Annotated in this window: 19 protein-coding genes; 7 read left to right on the top strand and 12 right to left on the bottom strand. The window is 48.6% G+C overall.

The annotated features are described in order from the left end of the window. Positions 1–81: 81 nt before the first annotated feature. From ndk to MHUN_RS08345, 8 genes are all read right to left on the bottom strand, one after another. On the bottom strand, positions 82–531 hold the full coding sequence (gene ndk, locus MHUN_RS08380) for a nucleoside-diphosphate kinase (RefSeq protein WP_011448600.1): 450 nt from the start codon (positions 529–531) through the stop codon (positions 82–84). Positions 532–533: 2 nt separating this feature from the next. Beyond that, positions 534–725 carry a 50S ribosomal protein L24e gene (locus tag MHUN_RS08375; RefSeq protein WP_011448599.1) on the bottom strand — a complete coding sequence of 64 codons (192 nt, stop codon included), beginning with the start codon at positions 723–725 and terminating at the stop codon, positions 534–536. Between the two features lie 5 nt (positions 726–730). Next, positions 731–934: a 30S ribosomal protein S28e gene (locus MHUN_RS08370; protein WP_011448598.1), complete on the bottom strand. Its 204-nt coding sequence runs from the start codon at positions 932–934 to the stop codon at positions 731–733. Between the two features lie 5 nt (positions 935–939). Beyond that, a complete protein-coding gene (rpl7ae, locus tag MHUN_RS08365; RefSeq protein ID WP_011448597.1) occupies positions 940–1,308 on the bottom strand; it encodes a 50S ribosomal protein L7Ae in 369 nt (122 codons plus the stop codon). Positions 1,309–1,460: 152 nt separating this feature from the next. Continuing rightward, complete coding sequence (locus tag MHUN_RS08360; protein ID WP_011448596.1) at positions 1,461–3,548, bottom strand: DUF2298 domain-containing protein; 2,088 nt, start codon at positions 3,546–3,548, stop codon at positions 1,461–1,463. A 3-nt stretch (positions 3,549–3,551) separates the two neighbouring features. Beyond that, positions 3,552–4,511, bottom strand: coding sequence for a lysylphosphatidylglycerol synthase transmembrane domain-containing protein (locus tag MHUN_RS08355; RefSeq protein ID WP_011448595.1), 960 nt, complete (start codon positions 4,509–4,511; stop codon positions 3,552–3,554). Continuing rightward, positions 4,501–5,214, bottom strand: a complete 714-nt coding sequence (locus MHUN_RS08350; protein ID WP_011448594.1) for a dolichyl-phosphate beta-glucosyltransferase — start codon at positions 5,212–5,214, stop codon at positions 4,501–4,503. Before MHUN_RS08350 ends, MHUN_RS08355 begins: the two co-directional genes overlap by 11 nt. Then, positions 5,215–6,453 (bottom strand): NAD(P)/FAD-dependent oxidoreductase, encoded by a 1,239-nt coding sequence (locus MHUN_RS08345; RefSeq protein WP_011448593.1) that lies wholly within the window; start codon positions 6,451–6,453, stop codon positions 5,215–5,217. A gap of 120 nt (positions 6,454–6,573) precedes the next feature. On the opposite strand from MHUN_RS08345, the gene MHUN_RS08340 reads away from it, so the two are divergent. Beyond that, positions 6,574–7,755, top strand: a complete 1,182-nt coding sequence (locus tag MHUN_RS08340; protein ID WP_011448592.1) for a tubulin/FtsZ family protein — start codon at positions 6,574–6,576, stop codon at positions 7,753–7,755. Between the two features lie 7 nt (positions 7,756–7,762). Further along, on the top strand, positions 7,763–8,956 hold the full coding sequence (locus MHUN_RS08335) for a hypothetical protein (RefSeq protein ID WP_011448591.1): 1,194 nt from the start codon (positions 7,763–7,765) through the stop codon (positions 8,954–8,956). 255 nt (positions 8,957–9,211) lie between these two features. On the opposite strand, the gene MHUN_RS08330 is transcribed toward MHUN_RS08335, so the two are convergent. The 3 genes from MHUN_RS08330 to tuf form a co-directional block, all read right to left on the bottom strand. Next, entirely contained in the window at positions 9,212–10,759 is a 1,548-nt protein-coding gene (locus tag MHUN_RS08330; protein WP_011448590.1) for a flippase activity-associated protein Agl23, read from the bottom strand. 198 nt (positions 10,760–10,957) lie between these two features. Next, entirely contained in the window at positions 10,958–11,266 is a 309-nt protein-coding gene (gene rpsJ, locus MHUN_RS08325) for a 30S ribosomal protein S10 (RefSeq protein WP_011448589.1), read from the bottom strand. Positions 11,267–11,283: 17 nt separating this feature from the next. Beyond that, complete coding sequence (gene tuf / locus MHUN_RS08320; RefSeq protein ID WP_011448588.1) at positions 11,284–12,561, bottom strand: translation elongation factor EF-1 subunit alpha; 1,278 nt, start codon at positions 12,559–12,561, stop codon at positions 11,284–11,286. A gap of 182 nt (positions 12,562–12,743) precedes the next feature. Here tuf and MHUN_RS08315 point away from each other — a divergent pair, with 182 nt between their 5' ends. After that, on the top strand, positions 12,744–13,067 hold the full coding sequence (locus tag MHUN_RS08315) for a hypothetical protein (protein WP_011448587.1): 324 nt from the start codon (positions 12,744–12,746) through the stop codon (positions 13,065–13,067). Between the two features lie 38 nt (positions 13,068–13,105). Here the strand turns inward: MHUN_RS08315 and cobS are convergent, their stop codons facing one another. Next, positions 13,106–13,837 (bottom strand): adenosylcobinamide-GDP ribazoletransferase, encoded by a 732-nt coding sequence (cobS, locus tag MHUN_RS08310; protein ID WP_011448586.1) that lies wholly within the window; start codon positions 13,835–13,837, stop codon positions 13,106–13,108. Between the two features lie 87 nt (positions 13,838–13,924). Between cobS and cobT the strand changes: the two genes are divergently transcribed. Genes cobT through MHUN_RS08290 form a run of 4 tightly spaced genes read left to right on the top strand, consistent with a single transcriptional unit; the run spans position 13,925 to position 17,272 of the window. Then, positions 13,925–14,932: a nicotinate mononucleotide-dependent phosphoribosyltransferase CobT gene (gene cobT, locus MHUN_RS08305; RefSeq protein WP_143709432.1), complete on the top strand. Its 1,008-nt coding sequence runs from the start codon at positions 13,925–13,927 to the stop codon at positions 14,930–14,932. A gap of 36 nt (positions 14,933–14,968) precedes the next feature. After that, the gene (locus MHUN_RS08300; RefSeq protein ID WP_011448584.1) at positions 14,969–15,535 is read left to right on the top strand and encodes a GMP synthase subunit A; all 567 of its coding nucleotides are present in this window, start codon (positions 14,969–14,971) and stop codon (positions 15,533–15,535) included. After that, positions 15,532–16,071, top strand: coding sequence for a YkgJ family cysteine cluster protein (locus tag MHUN_RS08295; protein ID WP_011448583.1), 540 nt, complete (start codon positions 15,532–15,534; stop codon positions 16,069–16,071). Before MHUN_RS08300 ends, MHUN_RS08295 begins: the two co-directional genes overlap by 4 nt. Beyond that, a complete protein-coding gene (locus MHUN_RS08290; protein WP_011448582.1) occupies positions 16,064–17,272 on the top strand; it encodes a TraB/GumN family protein in 1,209 nt (402 codons plus the stop codon). Before MHUN_RS08295 ends, MHUN_RS08290 begins: the two co-directional genes overlap by 8 nt. The last annotated feature ends 24 nt before the right edge of the window (positions 17,273–17,296 follow it).

Here is a 17,296-nt window from a genome sequence, read left to right as displayed (position 1 = left end):
AGATACTATTTTACTTCTTTTGTATTGAAACATCTGTTCAATGAACCGGAATGGAAAAAAGATGGTAAAACCAAAAAAAAATTATTCGTAGAGGTACTGTTCATCTATCCGGGTATATGAAACAAGTTCTTCCGGTTTGAAATGAATAGCAATCTCGCGATTTGCAGTTTCAACAGAATCAGAGCCATGGATGACATTCATCCCTATCTCAAGGGCATAGTCTCCACGAATCGTACCTGGTGCAGCACCGGCCGGATTGGTTGCTCCGATCATATCCCTGCTTATCTTTACGATATCTTTTCCTTCCCATACCATAAGGAAACACGGTCCGGACGTGATGTATGCCTTCAGACCTGGGAAGAAGGGTTTCTGCACGTGTTCAGCATAATGCTCCATGACCCGTGCATCAGGAAGTTTTTCAAATCGTGAGGCAACCATCTTGAATCCGCGGCGTTCAAACCGGGTGATAACCTCACCGATCAGTCCGCGCTGAACTCCGTCTGGCTTTACCATCAGAAATGTCCGTTCCATTGTTATACCTTGCCAAGAGCTTTCCGGCCAGCGGTGGTCCATCTGACACGGCGTGGAATACGTCCGAGCTTATGGTTCTTCTGGCACTTGGTGCTGCAATAATAGAAAATCTGTCCGTCCTTTTTGACGTACATCTTCCCGGTTCCAGGCTCCATCTGCAGGCCGCAGAAAGAACAGATATGCGTATCAATCATTGTTCTTACCTCCGGGAAAGTTTCTTTGCTTCACGTTCAGTCTCAAGGAGCATCAGAACATCACCTTCACGGATCGGTCCTACCGTGTTACGGGTGATAATCCGCCCCTTGTTCGGGCCATCAAGGATACGGGCTTTCACCTGCATGGCTTCTCCATGCATACCGGTTGACCCGATAACCTCGATTACTTCAGCGGGCGTTCCGTCCATGGTATTCACTCAGCTTTGAGAGCTGCTATCTGGGCAGCAATTTCATCGATGGTCTCTTTTGCTTTTCCGGACTTTACGATAGCTGCAGCAGCAGAGCCGACTTCCAGTCCGCAAGCAGCGCCGATATCATTCTGCTTGCTGATGAAGAGATACGGAATCTTCTTTTCTTCGCAGAGTGGTCCAAGATGCATGACGATCTCTGCTGGTTCAACATCTCCGCCAATAAGGACCAGCTGTGCGATCCCGCGCTCGATGGCCTTGGTGGCTTCGTTGGAGCCCTTTTTGATTTTTCCGCTTTCACGTGCGGCTTCGACGGCTTCAAGAGCCTTGTTCTGGATCTCTTCAGAGACTTCAAAGGTAACGTAGTTTGCCATGAATTCACCTCATTCAGGAGGGGCATGACCCTCCGTCATCACTCATCAGCAGATGACGAATGTGCCATATTAGTTACGATTGTGGGCGTTTAAAGGTTCGTAGATCTGGTTTTGTTTCCAAGGGAAATATCTCCCCGACTGGCCGGGTTTCATCAAGCCTGATGCTGGTAGATCACGACATCGCGATTCCGGTAGAGTTCCTGAAGGTCATGGGCAGGTATCGAAATAGTATATTTTTGTTGCTCTTCAGGGCCGACATAGAGCAGATCTGCCCGGTACCGTTCCATGAGGGGGATGGTCTGGTCCGGGTTTTCATATATGGTCCTGATATGATTGCCCCGCTCACCATACCAGCCTTCCGGATAATTCCCCCTCCACATATATTCATGGAACTGCCATCCGATGATCGTCGGGATTCCGGTGAATGATGAGACCCGTGAGGTATACTGGTAGTCATCCCCGGCTGCTTCCACGATAATATGCTCACCGGGGAGTGTTCGTAAAAATGCAAGAGCTTCAGCATCCTCCCTATGAGATTGTGAAAGCCATGCCATGCCATCCAGGGTAGGGGTATGTGGTCCGTGAATGGTTGAGACGATGACCGGGGGGACAATCAGGCAGAGACAGAGCAGGATTATGATAGATACACTGATGACCCGTGAAGTCCGCCCTGGTTTTCTGGTGATATATGCATCCAGCTCGTTTCCAATCATCAGGGCCGCAGCAGTTCCGCAGAGGAGCCAGGCACCGATATAGAGTTTGAATACCGTGTTCATCCGGTAATAGACCTCTCCCATGTTATCTGCCAGGTAGATAAGTTCACAAAAGAGCAGAATTGTAAGTCCTCCTGCAGCCAGAAGATCTGCAGATCCTGATCTTCGCCTGATGACAAAAATCAGGATCAGGGTTGCAAGTGCAGCGGAGAGGTACCCGGTCAGAAAGAACGGGAAGATAGCAAGAAGGATCCAAGGGACTTTTCTGAGTTCTGACCTGAAAGAGAATAAAAAGGCAGCAAAGAACCAGCCATGGACCATGATAAACTGCCAGATATCAGTCGGGGTATGGACAAACCCAATCCCTGCAATTCCCTGGGTATGCATCCCAAGGAGGAGCGGACTGATGAGGGCCAGACTCAGGGCCGGAACAAGGAGGAGATAAAATCCTGCAGCAATCACGGGTTTTTGGAACCATTGTCCCCCCCGCTCCCGGATCATTGTCTGCACAGTGTGCATAACAACCTGAATTGTAAGGGCTGGTGCCCCTCTATATTCACGTCCAATCAGACAAAAGCCTGTTACCAGAATCATCGGTGCCCAAATCAGGACATCCCAACTGTTGACTACCGGAATTACCGAAAGCCCGAGTGCAGTCAGGAGAAGAATTAAGATACGTGCCCTGGTTCCATCTCTCCAGCATACCAACGCAGCGGTTACCATGAGAACCAGAAATGACTGGGCCATGATACCAAGGACATGGGCATGGACATCACCAAACAGAAATGAGAAGAGTGGATATTCGTTGATAGTGTCCTGAATGACTCTGCTGCTATCCCAGAGAAGGGTAAAGGCCCTGGTTCCGGTAAGGCCAAGGTAGATGAAGTACGGATTTACGACAAAAAATGCCAGTACCGGGAGTAATCTGGTACGCCGTAGGGTCAGGTGTCCCACTCCGTAGAGATTGACGGCAGAAAGTGCGGCGATTGTGGGGAGAGCAAGGCTAAAGAGGATGTTTGAGGGGATCCCGGTGAGCATCGCCGGTGTTGCTATGATCCAGTGACCAAAATAGTAGTATACATTCAGAAACCCTCCGGCAAACCAGGGGTCAAGAGGGGGAACCAGGGGCGTTCTGAGAATCGATGCAAGAAATCCATGGTCCATGAATTTCTCCGCCCCGTTGATATCAGGATTGTATGCCCTGACGACGAGCATGGCAAGAAACACGCCGAAAAAGAGCAGGTAGTAGCGCCATTCTGAGGGGATGGCTTTGTAATGTCCCGTCTTATGAAATATTCCGGTGCAGAGATATGCAACAATGATCGGGATCAGACCAGTATAGGGAGGAAGACCACAAAAGACTGCATACCAGGTTGCAAGAGCGGTCAGGATAAATCCCGCAGTCCAGGATACGGGGACCGCAATTTTGGGCAGGTATTCTTTTATCAAGGGATAGAGAGAGAGATGGAATAGGAAAAGAAGGAAGAGCCAGGATAATACCGCAATAATCTGTCCTGATTCAATCATGCCTTATGATTCATCCTTCAGTCTTTTCTTAATACTTTCAGAGAGTTCGGGGATTACCCAGTCTCCTAAGTACATGATAGAGATCGCCCCTCCGATAAGGGTGATACCATTCTTAATCAGGTGGTCGATGACTGCGATAAGGGTGGATACTGCCGGACTTGTCCCTGCCAGTTCAAAGATGACGGCAAGGGCAAATTCATAGGTCCCGACTCCGCCGGGTGTGAGGGGGACTGCTTTTACAAGGTTTCCTGCAACTACTGCAAGCAGGACGATTGAAAAAGGGATATCCTGCCCGAACATAAGGGCAACAAGGGAACAGATGGCAGTATCAAGTATCCAGATACCAAGTGATGTAACTGCGAGAACACATGCGGATCGGGGAGTCAGGGATGCATTCCGCATCTCATTCATCATCGTCAGAACATACCCGATGTATTTATTGTCAGTCTGAACTTTGCCCGTGAGGATGAGAACCAGAAAGAAGATTCCCCCAAGCACGAGCGGAAGAACGAGCAGCATGAGAACCCAGGACGGGGCGTTCAGCACAAAGACCACTGCGCAAAGGCCCAGGACTGCTACCGATATGATATCAAAAACCCGCTCCACGATGATGGAGGAGAGACCCTGGGAGATGGTTGCATCATAATCATGCTTGAGCAGGACCACCCGGATCAGGTCTCCAAGCCGGGCTGGGACGATAAGGTTTACCGTTTGTGATATGTAGATACAGGCCGTTGAAAAGATGAGTGAAATGGATACATGCATCCGCGAGAGGATGGACTGGTACCGCCCTCCCCTGACAAACCAGGCACACAGGCAGATAAGACATGCCGGGATAAGATAGAGCGGTCTTACATAAGCAAGTGCATCGGCCAGGTCATTCCAGACTCTGATGACCATGACGGCCAGGATTCCTACTGCCAGAAGAACAGAGAAGATGATAGCACAGAGTTTACGATACATGGAGCTGCCACCAGAGTCGGAGAATTGCTCGTCCCATCTTCCAGATATCACCTGATCTGACTGTCGTCCCCTGTCCCTCTGTCCAGATTACCGGGATCTCTGCGATACGAAGCCCTTTATGCTGGGCACGTACAAGGATCTCGGTATCCCAGAACCAGTGGGTATCACACGTCTCCTGCAGAAGGTCCCTGAGCACTTCGGTTCTGAATGCCTTAAATCCGCACTGATGATCAGAGAGGGTGCTTTTCAGAATAAGCCGGACCAGGAAGTTATATCCCCTGCTTTTAATCTCACGGCTGCAACTTCTGATGATTCTGCTCTCCGGAAGAAGCCGTGAACCGGTTGCCAGATCATACCCTTCAGTAATTCGGCCAAGGAGTTCTTCAAGATGGGAGATGTCGGTTGCCATATCAACATCAAAATAACAGAAGATATCTCCACGGGCTATTGAGGCAGCACGAGACAGGGCCGATCCCCTCCCCAGCCGCTCATCCCGGTGAAGGTGGATGACCTGTGGGCTCTCCCGGGCAAACTTTGCTGCTAATTCAGCAGATCCATCGGTGCTGGCATCCTCGGCTATGATGAGTTCAAACTCTGTAGCAATGCAGGATAGCGTCTGCAGAACTCGTGGTACCGCCTCTTTTAGGGCATGAACATCGTTGTACACCGGAATGACAACTGTTACCGGATTTGATATTGTCACTCAGGTCACTTCCGGATTCTTTTCCATCCTGACGATCTCTTCTGCAGCCCTGAGTCCGGCACGAACCGATCCCTCAATACTCCGCTCCGGATAGTTCTCTTCAGAAAACATACCGGCAAGAACAAGTCCGGGAACTGATATCATGTTCATCTGCTCTTTATACCCGGCAAGATACAGCGGCCCGGCATAGGGGTCTCTAGTCATTTCTGCCCATAGTATCTCATCACTCCTGACTGAAAATTTTCTCTGGAAATCTTCTATCATCCGTTCCTTCAGGTCGGTGGGCGGCGTGCCGGTGTAATATGATGCAAGATAGACGATATCCTCACCATACCATGCTCTTGGGGCAAAACAGGTATGTCCGATGACAGCTCCATAGGGGGCATCATCATACAGATTAATCCAGTAAATACCCTGAGTGACAGGACGGACAAGCCCCATGGTCAGACAGGCCGCTCCCTGGTAGGGGATATCCGGAATATCAAGACCGGTTTTTTTCAGAAGACCGGGTGCGATGGTTGCAATGACGGCATCGAATGGTTCATCATTTATATACCATTCCCCCCCGGCTTTTTGTATGCTGGTAACCGGTGTGTTTATTCTTATCTCTCCTCCATATCCGGTTATCGTATTTGAAAGACTTTCGATGAAGGATGAAAACCCCCGCTCAAGATATCCGAGCCGCTCTCCCCCAAGACTTCTGTCCGAACGGATGGCCACCCGGCTGACAAGCCATGCGGCAGAGATTTTCTCTGCATTCTGACCAAATTTTGAATTCAGGAGTGGCCTGAAGAATGAGCGGTAAATTTTCTCTCCAAGCTGCTCTGTAAGGAATTTCTCTGCGCTTATGGTGTCAAGGTGTGACAGATCAAAGTGTTTGACTTTTTTGGTGAATAATGCGAGCCTGAATTTTTCAAATATGCTAAGGTGAGGATAGAGCAGTATTTCGAGGGGGGTGGTGAGGGGATAGATGGTCCCGTTTTGGTATGTACCGGTTGACCCTTTGAGCCAGAGTATCGTATCAGATAGGTTCAATTCATCTAAAAGGTGTAAAAATGCCCGATCTCCTGAGAAGAAATGGTGATAGTACCGCTCAATGGAATATGCCTTCCGGTGGTATGATGAGAGCAGCCCCCCTATCTCTGCTGACTTTTCGTAAATTGTAATTTTATGGTCTTTAGAAAGCCTGTATGCCGAAACAAGTCCGGATATGCCTCCTCCTATTATTGCTATCCGCATATTCTGTTATAATCCCTTAGATATTCCCATCCTGCTCATTGAAGAAGCTTTTTGAATGTATAAAGGAAAGATGTACCAAATAATCAGAATTCCGATATTTCATACAACTGGTGTACCTCCATGAAAGTGTTTTTTATAGGATTTGGTCAGGCTGGTGGCAAAATTGTTGACCGGTTCATTGAGTTTGACAATAGAACCAATGGCAGCAGTTTTCGTGCTATTGCGGTAAATACAGCCAGAACTGATCTGATGGGATTACAACACCTCAATTTTGAGGATCGTGTCCTGATCGGTCAGACGAGCGTCAAAGGTCATGGCGTGGGGACCGATAATGATACCGGTGCCCAGATTACTTTTGACGAGATTGATATCATCATGAATGCTATTGACCGCAAAGGTATTGGCGATACTGAAGCATTCATCATCGTATCAGGACTTGGTGGCGGAACAGGTTCAGGCGGTTCGCCTGTGCTTGCACGGCATCTGAAAAAGATTTATAAAGAGCCGGTCTATGTTCTGGGGATTCTCCCCGCTCCGGAAGAAGGACGGTTATATTCCTATAATGCTGCACGAAGTCTTGCAACTCTGGTAAAAGAAGCAGATAATGTTATTCTTTTTGACAACAGCGCCTGGAAAAATGAAGGCGAGAGTATCAAGGGCGCATTTGACCGGTTGAATGATGAGATAGTCCGCAGGTTTGGGTTATTGTTCCGTGCAGGTGAGATAGGTCAGCTGGGTATCGGTGAGATGGTCGTCGATTCCAGCGAGATTATCAATACCCTTCGGGGTGGAGGTATCAGTTCTGTCGGATATGCCATCAGTGAAGTTATCAATTCTGCTCCGGTTGAAAAGGACCGGAGTTTCTTTGATCGGATCATCGGAAGAAAACAGATAGAAGAACGACGTCCTGAGGATAAACTGCTTGGTGAGGATAAGACCTCACGGATTTTGTCTCTGGTCAGACGGGCGATGCTTGGGCGGCTTACGTTGCCCTGTGAATATACCACCACAAGTCGTGCTCTTGTTCTGGTTGCCGGACCGCCTGATGATCTTGACCGGAAAGGGATTGAAAAAGCCAAAAGCTGGGTTGAGGAGAATATCGCCGGTGTGGAGGTGCGAGGCGGAGATTATCCGGCCCAGAGCAGGTATGTTGCAGCTGTCGTTCTTTTAGCATCCATTGCAGATGCTCCACGTGTCACGAATCTGCTCGAGATTGCAAAGGAGACGAAAGCCACGTCAGAAAGAATTGATGAAGAGAATGTTTTGAAACTGGATGAGAGTATTGAACCACTCTTTGAGTGAGGGAGTTATGAAGACTGGATCATTAATCATCTTTTTAAGTATCATTTTTTGTTTCATTGCTATTCCGGCAATGGCCAGTGTTGAAGTCGGTCATGTGAATGTAAAGCCTTCCGGAGATCTTGAATCCGGTAAATCGAATGTTTCTGCAGATCTCCAGCTGAGTTTTGTCTCGATAGGGGGCACGACCTTTCCCAGTGATGAGAGTATATCCTTAAAAACCGAACTTGAAAATCCGGTCTGGACATACTCCATCATTCTTGATGGTGTGGAAAATCCCAGACCTGCGGTCAGTAAGAAACAACTTGATCTTTCCGGATGGGAACTCTCCTATGAGAACGTCGATGAAAGTGTCAAAGTCAATCTGAAAGGAATGGCACCAAAGGTTGACAGTTCCAAAGAAATAGAGATTGTTTCGGTGAACGTGGCAACCCCCGGAGGCCGGGTGAAAGAGACCGTAAAGAATGTCACAGCATTTGTTACGAATCCTGGGGAGCTGAAGGGCGACATTTCAACTGTAAAAGATGCCTACTCAAAACTTGAGAAGGATATTGCCCAGAACAAAGCTGATGGGATAGATGTTTCCAAGGCTGAAGCAAAGGCAAAGGAGGCATTAACCTCACTGAATTCAGCAGCCGGTGCAAGTTATTCAAATGCCCAGATCTATATCAAGAATGCAAATACCTACATCAAGGATGCCTATGCGATGCTTGACATGGGTCTGTCCCAGAAAGCAATTAAAGATGCAAAAGAAGCCATAGACAAGACTGACGAGTGGATCAATTACTTCAAGACCGAAAAAGAACTCGGAAGTGATCCACGGCTTGCTCCTATTATAACCAAGCGTGAGTTTGCTGCAGAAGACGCGAGTGATGCAAAAGAGCTCTATGATGCCGGTAAATACACTGAAGCCAGGAAAAAAGCTGAAGAAGCATATCAGAAGGCAGATGAAGTATTCACGGCAACTCAGGATTTGAATGCAGAACTTGAGGCCGCTCCCAAGGGATTCCAATTCCCTGACCTGTCTGGGATAATCCCCTATATTATCGGAATCATTGTTGTTGCAATTGTTGGGTTTGCTCTTTTCCGAATCATGAAGAACCGTGGCGGCAAAGGTGGCGGAAAGGGCGGCGGTGGCAGTTTCGGCTCCCGTGATAAACCAAAGAAGAAGTCAACTGCTCATCAGTACGATGAGCTCTTTTAATTATCTTTTTTGTCTTATAATTTGAATTGATTGACCCGGATCGTATCTTTTATTGGACTTAACAATAACTGTAACCCTCCTAAATTTTTTTGGAGGGATAAAATTTCTCTCCAACATCAGAATGTGTGCTGTAGTATCGCTCATTTCCCGCAAGTCCAATGAAATGGCATATGCCAGGGGGATATCCCTACTGAATGACCAGCGTGAATATGTGCTGGTAAGCAGACGATGAACGACAAAAAAGGCTGAAGTAGATTAATTTAGGTCAGTATTATTTACCTTGACAAATACGTCAAGATTCACCGTTCCCATCTTTCCATCCCGGAGGAAGTACCACTCCAGAGCCCGGTGCTGGTTGTCATACAAGGAAAACCAGTAGCTTAGGTGATACGCTCTCTTTTCATATCCGGGCAGGGATGCATAACTGTCGGTATCATGGGTGATGATAAGATCCGGTTCCTTCCCACTCCACATCATCGGATCAACCTTTTTGCCATAAAACAGGATCTTGTCCCATCTTCCACCCCGGTAGTACCAGGGAAGCGGCCAGTAGGAGTCGGATGCCACAACTACAGTCTTTGCAGTGTCGATCAATGCCATGACGTCACGCATGTCCTCAGAGTTCTGAACCTGAACGATGGGTTCGTTGATATCAACAGGTGTGAAGCAGACATGCATCGTCATTCCCACCAGGAAGAGAAGGGTGATAATTCCGGCGATTACTTTTTTCCCTTCTATCTTGTAGGATGCGAGAAATATGAGCGGAAATAACTGATGAATCAAAAGCCAGGGAACTTTCTCTCCTACCCACCCATAAAAAACCAGCGTACATCCGGTCCATATGATGAGAAGGATCATCAGGAGTGAAGTTTTTTCGTCAGAAAGTCCTTGATTTTTAGGATCCACATTTCTTAACAGACTCAGTCCCTTGTCTTTCCATCCCCAGTGCCAGATGCCGTATATAGCCAGGATAAGCAGAGGGATTTCATAGAGAATGAGCATGATGAGGTACCAGTATGGCGGACCACACAGCCTGCACTGGTCATGCATGGATGTCCAGTGTTCAATAGCCTTGAATGGTGCCTCAAAGAACATCTCCGGATGGTTGAAGAATGAGGTATAGAAGACAAATCCTATACCCGCCGCTATGAGAACCGTACCAATGAGATCCCGTTTCCAGGTATCCGGAAGGTGTATACGACGGAAATAGAGGAGAGCGATGAAAAAGACTCCAAATATTAGTATGGCTACCGGCATGTCCTCTTTCAGACACATACCACATGCTGCAGCAAATCCTGCCAGAAATGCCCATCCCGGTTTTTTAAATTCGATATATGCGAGGATTGCAAGGAGCAGCAGAACGGTGAAGAATAACTGGAAGATATCATGACGCAGAAATCGAGAAAAATATACCATATCCGGCGAAAAAGCAAAAAACAGTGCTGCCCAGATCGCATGATTTTTCGAGAGCCAGCCGGTTTTGTATATCCCGTATATGAGGAATATTATGGCCGACCCAAACACTGCCGGGAGTAGTCTTACAAGCAGATCAGAATCTCCGAAGATCCTGAACAACGCTGCAGTGATGTAATAGAGAAATGGCCCATGATACATGGGATCATACTGATATACTCCTTTGGTCAGGAGTTCATAACTGAACCATGCATGGATGGCCTCATCATGATGGAGTAATTTAAGATTTGGCAGGATCACCCGGAGAAGAAGACCTGCAAGAAAAATGATCCCGAAGATCTGTGCACCAGAACATTGTGCATATCGTTCCCGTAATACCTGAATATTCATTGTTATTCTGCCTCGGAAGGTATACCGTACAGTTCCATAGAACAGGTATATTTGTATGAAAAAAATGCGTCCAGTAGATATTTACATCTGTTCCCTGTTCGCCCAATAAATAGGAAAAGAAAGGTATCCTCCTGAGGAGGTACTGTGGACGATATTGGGATTATTGCGGCTTATTATGAAAAGCCACCCATATTTGTCTCAGCTTTCAAGGACAATCTCAATACCGATGTCCTTTGGTACCTGGGTACGCATGAGCTGACGGAGAGCACGCTCATCAGCATCAAGATCAATGAGACGCTTATGAACCCGCATCTGCCAGCGGTCCCAGGTTGCTGTCCCTTCCCCATCCGGACTTTTTCTGATGGGTACTACCAGCTTTCTGGTAGGAAGGGGAATAGGACCGGCCAGATTGACACCGGTCCGCTCAGCGATCTCTTTAATCTTTTCGCACACTTCTTCTACTTTCTGATAGTCGGTTCCGGTGAGTCGGATTCTGGCCTTCTGCATGATAACACCGAATTCTATCAGCGCATCTGCTTCTTGACAACGTTGATACACATGCCGGCAGCAATGGTCTGACCCATATCACGGATTGCAAACCGTCCAAGCTGCGGGAATTCCTTGGCGTTTTCAAGACAGAGCGGCTTGGTCGGGTGGCATTTGATGATTGCTGCATCTCCGGCCTTCAGGAAGGTCGGGTTCTCTTCAAGGGTCTGACCAGTACGTGGGTCAAGCTTCTTGACGAGTTCAGTGAATGTACAGGCGGTCTGTGCAGTGTGACAGTGGAAGACCGGAGTATATCCGACGGTGATTGCACTTGGGTGCTGGAGCACGACGATCTGTGCGGTGAATTCCTCTGCGACTGCCGGCGGGTTGTCAGATGCACCACAGACGTCACCACGGCGGACATCGTCCTTACCGATACCACGGACGTTGAACCCGATGTTGTCACCTGGAACTGCCTGTGGGATTTCTTCGTGATGCATCTCAATGGACTTTACTTCTCCAGACTTGTTTGCCGGCATGAAGGTAACGTTCATACCTTTCTTGAGGATACCGGTTTCAACACGGCCGACCGGAACAGTTCCGATACCTGAGATGGAGTATGCATCCTGAATCGGGACACGAAGCGGCTTTTCGGTTGGCTTGTCCGGAACTTCGAGCTCATCGAGGAGTCCGAAGAGCGTCTTCCCCTTGTACCAGGGCATCTTGTCAGAGTTCTTGGTGATGTTGTCACCTTCGAATGCACTGATCGGGATGAACTTGACGGTGTCAGGGTTGGTTCCGACCATTTTCAGGAGAGCACCGACATCAGACTTGACCTGGTTGAAGCGTGCTTCATCATAGTTGGCTGCATCCATCTTGTTGACTGCAACGATAAGCTGCTTGATACCGAGGGTCTTGGACAGGAAGACGTGCTCCTTGGTCTGTTCCATGACACCATCAGGTGCTGCAACGACGATGACTGCTGCGTCTGCCTGTGAGGCACCGGTGATCATGTTCTTGACAAAGTCTCTGTGTCCTGGACAGTCCACGACAGTAAAGTAGTACTTGTCGGTGTCGAAACGCTTGTGTGCAATATCAATAGTGATACCACGCTCACGCTCTTCCTTCAGGTTGTCCATGACCCAGGCAAAAGCGAATGAACCCTTACCCTTTGATTCTGCTTCCTTCTTGTACTGTTCAATGATGTGTGCCGGAACGGCTCCGGCTTCGTACATCAGTCTGCCGACGGTAGTTGACTTACCATGGTCGATGTGACCAATAACAGCGAGGTTAATGTGGGGCTTTTCAGTTGCCATATATACAAATCCTCCAATACCTCCGCACGATATCAGAACTGCAAAGCACAGCCCGGTTATGCGAGTATTACATATTTGATAGAAGTCCTTTTAATATTTTTCACTATGAATCTCATAGAGAATGAACGCCTGAAATTCTGTTATCAGGTGGGAAACGAAGTGGTTAATAGGTTTTCAGGGGAATGATCAGATTACGAATGAAGTCTATTCCGATTATCAGGGAAGAAGGTTCTGACCGGGCTTATGTCGAATGCGCCTCTGGAAAACTGCCAGTGCACACAAGGTGCTCATATTGCATGAATTGTAAAGGGATTCAGGTAGGGGCGCGGGTTATGCCTTCTCCTTACGAGATTGCGTATTCTCAGATAAAAGGTGGTTCAGTTCCGCCTGAGATCCTGATGGAAGCTGCGATGCAGTTCAATAGTCTGGTCCGGGACGGGTCTGCCGTGGCATGCGATGATGAAAAAGGTCACGGATATACTCCCCGATTCAAATCACGACTCTGATAGTCATAGACGTAATTTTCCGGGGTATCGCAGGGGTGTCAGAAAAGGGTGATGACAAGTAGTGTCAGAAGAGCGCAGCGGCTTATCTCTCCGGTGGCACCGGTCACATCTCCGTTGACTCCCCCAAATAACCGGTCGGCAAGATATCTCATACCAAAGGGGAGCAGGATCAGTCCAATTCCAGCAGCTCCCTTCGCCTCCCAGGAGAGGGGGAGCAGAAAAGCAGGAATCAGAAGCAGCGTTGCCGGGATGACAAACCAGATTTTTGCTCTCTCATGAAGGGTTGCATGAAGTCCCTCATGGAATGGTCTTCCGAATATTGTCAGTATCGCCATACTCCATTTGCCCCCTGTTTCTGCGAAGATGAGTGCTGATGCAGCAGTCAGAATATCAGGGAATGAACTGAGCGAGGCGATGGCCAGGAGAGTTACCATCATCCCGAGAGTCAGAGCTCCGGTACCGATCTGCCGATCTGTCAGTGCCTGAATCCTCTTCTCCTGGGATCCATGTGCCATAAGCCCATCTCCGAAATCCAAAAGGCCGTCCAGGTGATTGGCACCGGATATCAGCAGCACCATTCCGATTGCCATTACTGCCAGAACGAGTGAAGGAGCCGGGAGCAGGAGGATTATGATCGCTCCCATTCCGCCTGTGATATATCCTGCCAGGGGGTAGAGCCAGGTATTATGTGCGAATGCTTCGAAGGGGGCTGTTTTTCCAAGGGGAAGGACGGTGGTGAACTGGAGCAGGGCACGGATAGCCTCAAACATGACTACTCAGATCGTTTGGATACCTTCTGATATGGGCGTATGGGAGGGAGCGAGAGATTGATGGTGGATTCAGAGTAACGGATGTTGATGGTTTTTCTCTCCCGTCCATATTCGATAACACCAAAAAGGCCATTATTTATCGGTATACTGGCTAATACGATGCTTTCAACCGTTCCCGGATTATCAGGGGCCGGTCCGAATCCGATGGGCTCTCTTCTCGTACCGGTCCTTGATGCCGAACTCATCTGGCAGGGGATCATAACAAGTACAGATGCGACCCCGAACACACCTACCGGATGTCCGACACCGGCTTCAATAACAAGGGCTGTTCTTGACCGTATTGGGGTTTCCCCCCTGTTTATAAATGCCGGCCTTGTTCACCGCCCTACTGTGCCGGTTCTGGATCTTCTTGGGCAGGCAGGCGGGGATCCACGTGATGGTCCTGCAGTCCCTGATGCAGAACGCCTGTATAAAGAGGGGGTCCGTATCGGGAAACTTCTGTCAGCCCATGATCTACTTGTTGTCGGTGAATGTGTTCCTGGTGGGACCACGACCGCTCTGTGTGTTCTCAGAAGCCTTGGATATGATGCAAAGGTGAGTAGCGCGTCAGTTACCAGCCCTGACTCGATGAAGGAAGAGATATATGCTGCAGTGACCCGGCGTATTGGCAGATCAATTCCAGATCCCATGGATATCATCCGGGAGACGGGTGATCCGATGATGGCCGTTGCAGCAGGACTTGCTGATGGTTTTCCCGGAACTTTGATTCTTGCAGGCGGGACACAGATGCTGGCCGTAGCGGCTATTATTAAGGCCCTCGGAAACCCTCTCCCCGAGGTTGTCACGACCGTATATGTCAGGGATGATCATGCAGCAAGTTGCGATAAAACAGCACAGGATATCGGAGTTCCGATAACCTATGTTGATCCCGGTTTTGGTGAGATTGGACACTCCGGTCTTGTCCGTTATTGTATCGGTGAAGTAAAGGAAGGTATGGGATGTGGCGGAGCAATGATGCTTGCAGCCTTGCTTGGCTATAGTCCGGAGGAGATTACCCGCTCGATCATCTCTTTTGTTTCAGGGTACAGTCCCTGAATGCATATCTACTGAAGGGTCTAATAGATAGGGCAGATGCTCCCTTTATATGTGGTCAATAATTATGGTCAGTTTAATCATCTTATCCTGAGAGCTCTTCGGGATCTTGATATCGATGCAAAACTGATACCAAATACCACCCCTGTCAGCGAGGTTCGTGAAGGTTGTCAGGGAATTATCCTTGGCGGAGGCCCTGATATCTCCCGCGCCGGATTGTCCCATGAATATGTTCGTCTTGGAAAACCTGTTCTTGGCATATGCCTGGGCTTGCATGTGATTGCGCAGGAGTTTGGCGGGACGGTTCAGTCCGGACAGAAAGGCGGATACGGAGCTGTTGAAGTTACCATCACCGACCATGACGGAATTCTGCAGGGATATCCACAAACGATGCAGGTATGGGCATCCCATGCCGATGAGGTCGTCACCCTTCCTGGTGATTTTGACCGGCTTGCAACCTCTTCAATATGCGGCAACGAAGCCATCGCCCATAAACATCTGCCGATATTTGGTATCCAGTGGCATCCGGAGGTAAGTCATACCTTTGAAGGCCACCGGGTCTTTGAGAACTTCTTTTCCATATGCACGGGTCAGAACAAAGGATGACCTCTTCAGTTTCACTCGCTGAACAGATCCGTGGCACGGGGTTTTCCTGCCGTCGGTGCGGTTCCTGTTGCCGGGAGACTGAACCAGGTTCTAATCTGGTCATGGTCGGGCAGGAGGAGATCACCCGGATAATGAAAGCAACCGGTCTTTCATTTGAAGAGATTGCAGAGCCATATCCTGACCGGATTTGTGAAGGAGATCGCGACTATACCTTTGGATGGGTACTTCGCCGGATTGGGGACAGATGTAGGTTTCTTGACGGATCAACCTGCCAGATATATGAAACCCGACCCTGGATATGCCGCACCTATCCGTTTATGCTTGATGAGAACGGGCTTTCTGTCTACCCGTGTGAAGGGATAGATCAGGATTTCCAAACACCCGATGCAGTGATTATCGCCTTTGATCTCTGTAGACGATATGCATACGAACGGGAACAGGATGAGAAAATCCGAATGATAATACAGTCAGAAACCATTCCGGCAGGAAGGCCGGTTGTGATTGATGCAGAAGGAATAAAGGACTATTATGGGTGAAATCCGTATAATCGGTACGGCACATGTCTCGCAACACAGTGTCGATGAAGTACAGCAGGCGATTGATGAATGGCAGCCGGATGTGGTAGCAATTGAGCTTGACCAGGGACGATATCTGGCCCTGAAACAGCAGCAGAAAAACCCGGAGATAGAAGACATTCTTCAGGCCAAAAACTTCACCCAGCTCCTGGTTCAGTGGATATTAGCCTACATACAGCGCAGAATCGGTATGGATGTCGGGGTTGAGCCAGGGGCTGAGATGAAGGCTGCGATAAACGCTGCAGAAGAGAGACAGGTAAAACTTGCTCTCATCGACCGGGACATCCGGGTGACACTCCACCGGTTCTGGGCATCAATGTCCTTATTTGAAAAGTTCAAGATGTTTTATGCCCTTATCGGATCAATAGCCGTTGCTGATAAGACCGGGGATCTTATCGACATCGAGGAACTGAAGAAGGAGAATGTAGTAGAGGCTGCCATGGAGGAGTTTTACAAATATTCTCCCCGTGGTGCCATGGCCCTGATTGGTGAGCGGGATGCATACATGTCTCACCATCTTATCAGGCTGGGATCAGCAAATGAGCGGGTTTTAGCCGTTGTTGGTGCCGGACACCGGAAGGGGATTGAGCAGTACCTGCAAAATCCGGCAACTCTTCCTCCTTTCGACAGTCTTACCTCACAGATGAAATCCCGCCCGTGGGGACTGATCTTTGGTATTGTGGTAACTGCCATATTCGGCCTTCTGCTTCTGGCCATTGTCTTTTCAGGAGTCGGAACCGAGGTACTTCTCCAGGCTCTGGTATACTGGGTCCTGATTCATGGTGTTCTGACGTTCGTATTCACTCTGCTTGCAGGAGGTCACCCGATATCCGGTCTGGTGGGGTTTGTTGTCAGTCCTCTGTCATCACTTCATCCCCTTATCGCAGCCGGATGGTTTTCAGCGATTGCAGAAGCAAAGATTCGAAAACCACGGGGTTCTGATATCAAAAAGATCATGGAAGCGGAATCAATCATGGAGATGCGTACCATTCCGCTCTTTAAAGTAGTCCTTGTTGCAGCACTTGCAAATGTCGGGTCGAGCATCGGAACCTTCGCATATTTCATATTCATCTTCCCCATCCTGGGTATTGATCCAAATGTGATCCTTGGGGACGGTTTTGCGAATATGTGGTCGGCAATCACCGGCCTGTTCGGACAATAGTAAAATCGGATTTCGGCGGAAATA

It is taken from the genome of Methanospirillum hungatei JF-1, assembly GCF_000013445.1.
Taxonomy (GTDB): domain Archaea; phylum Halobacteriota; class Methanomicrobia; order Methanomicrobiales; family Methanospirillaceae; genus Methanospirillum; species Methanospirillum hungatei.
This window is presented reverse-complemented; position numbering and strand designations above follow the sequence as displayed.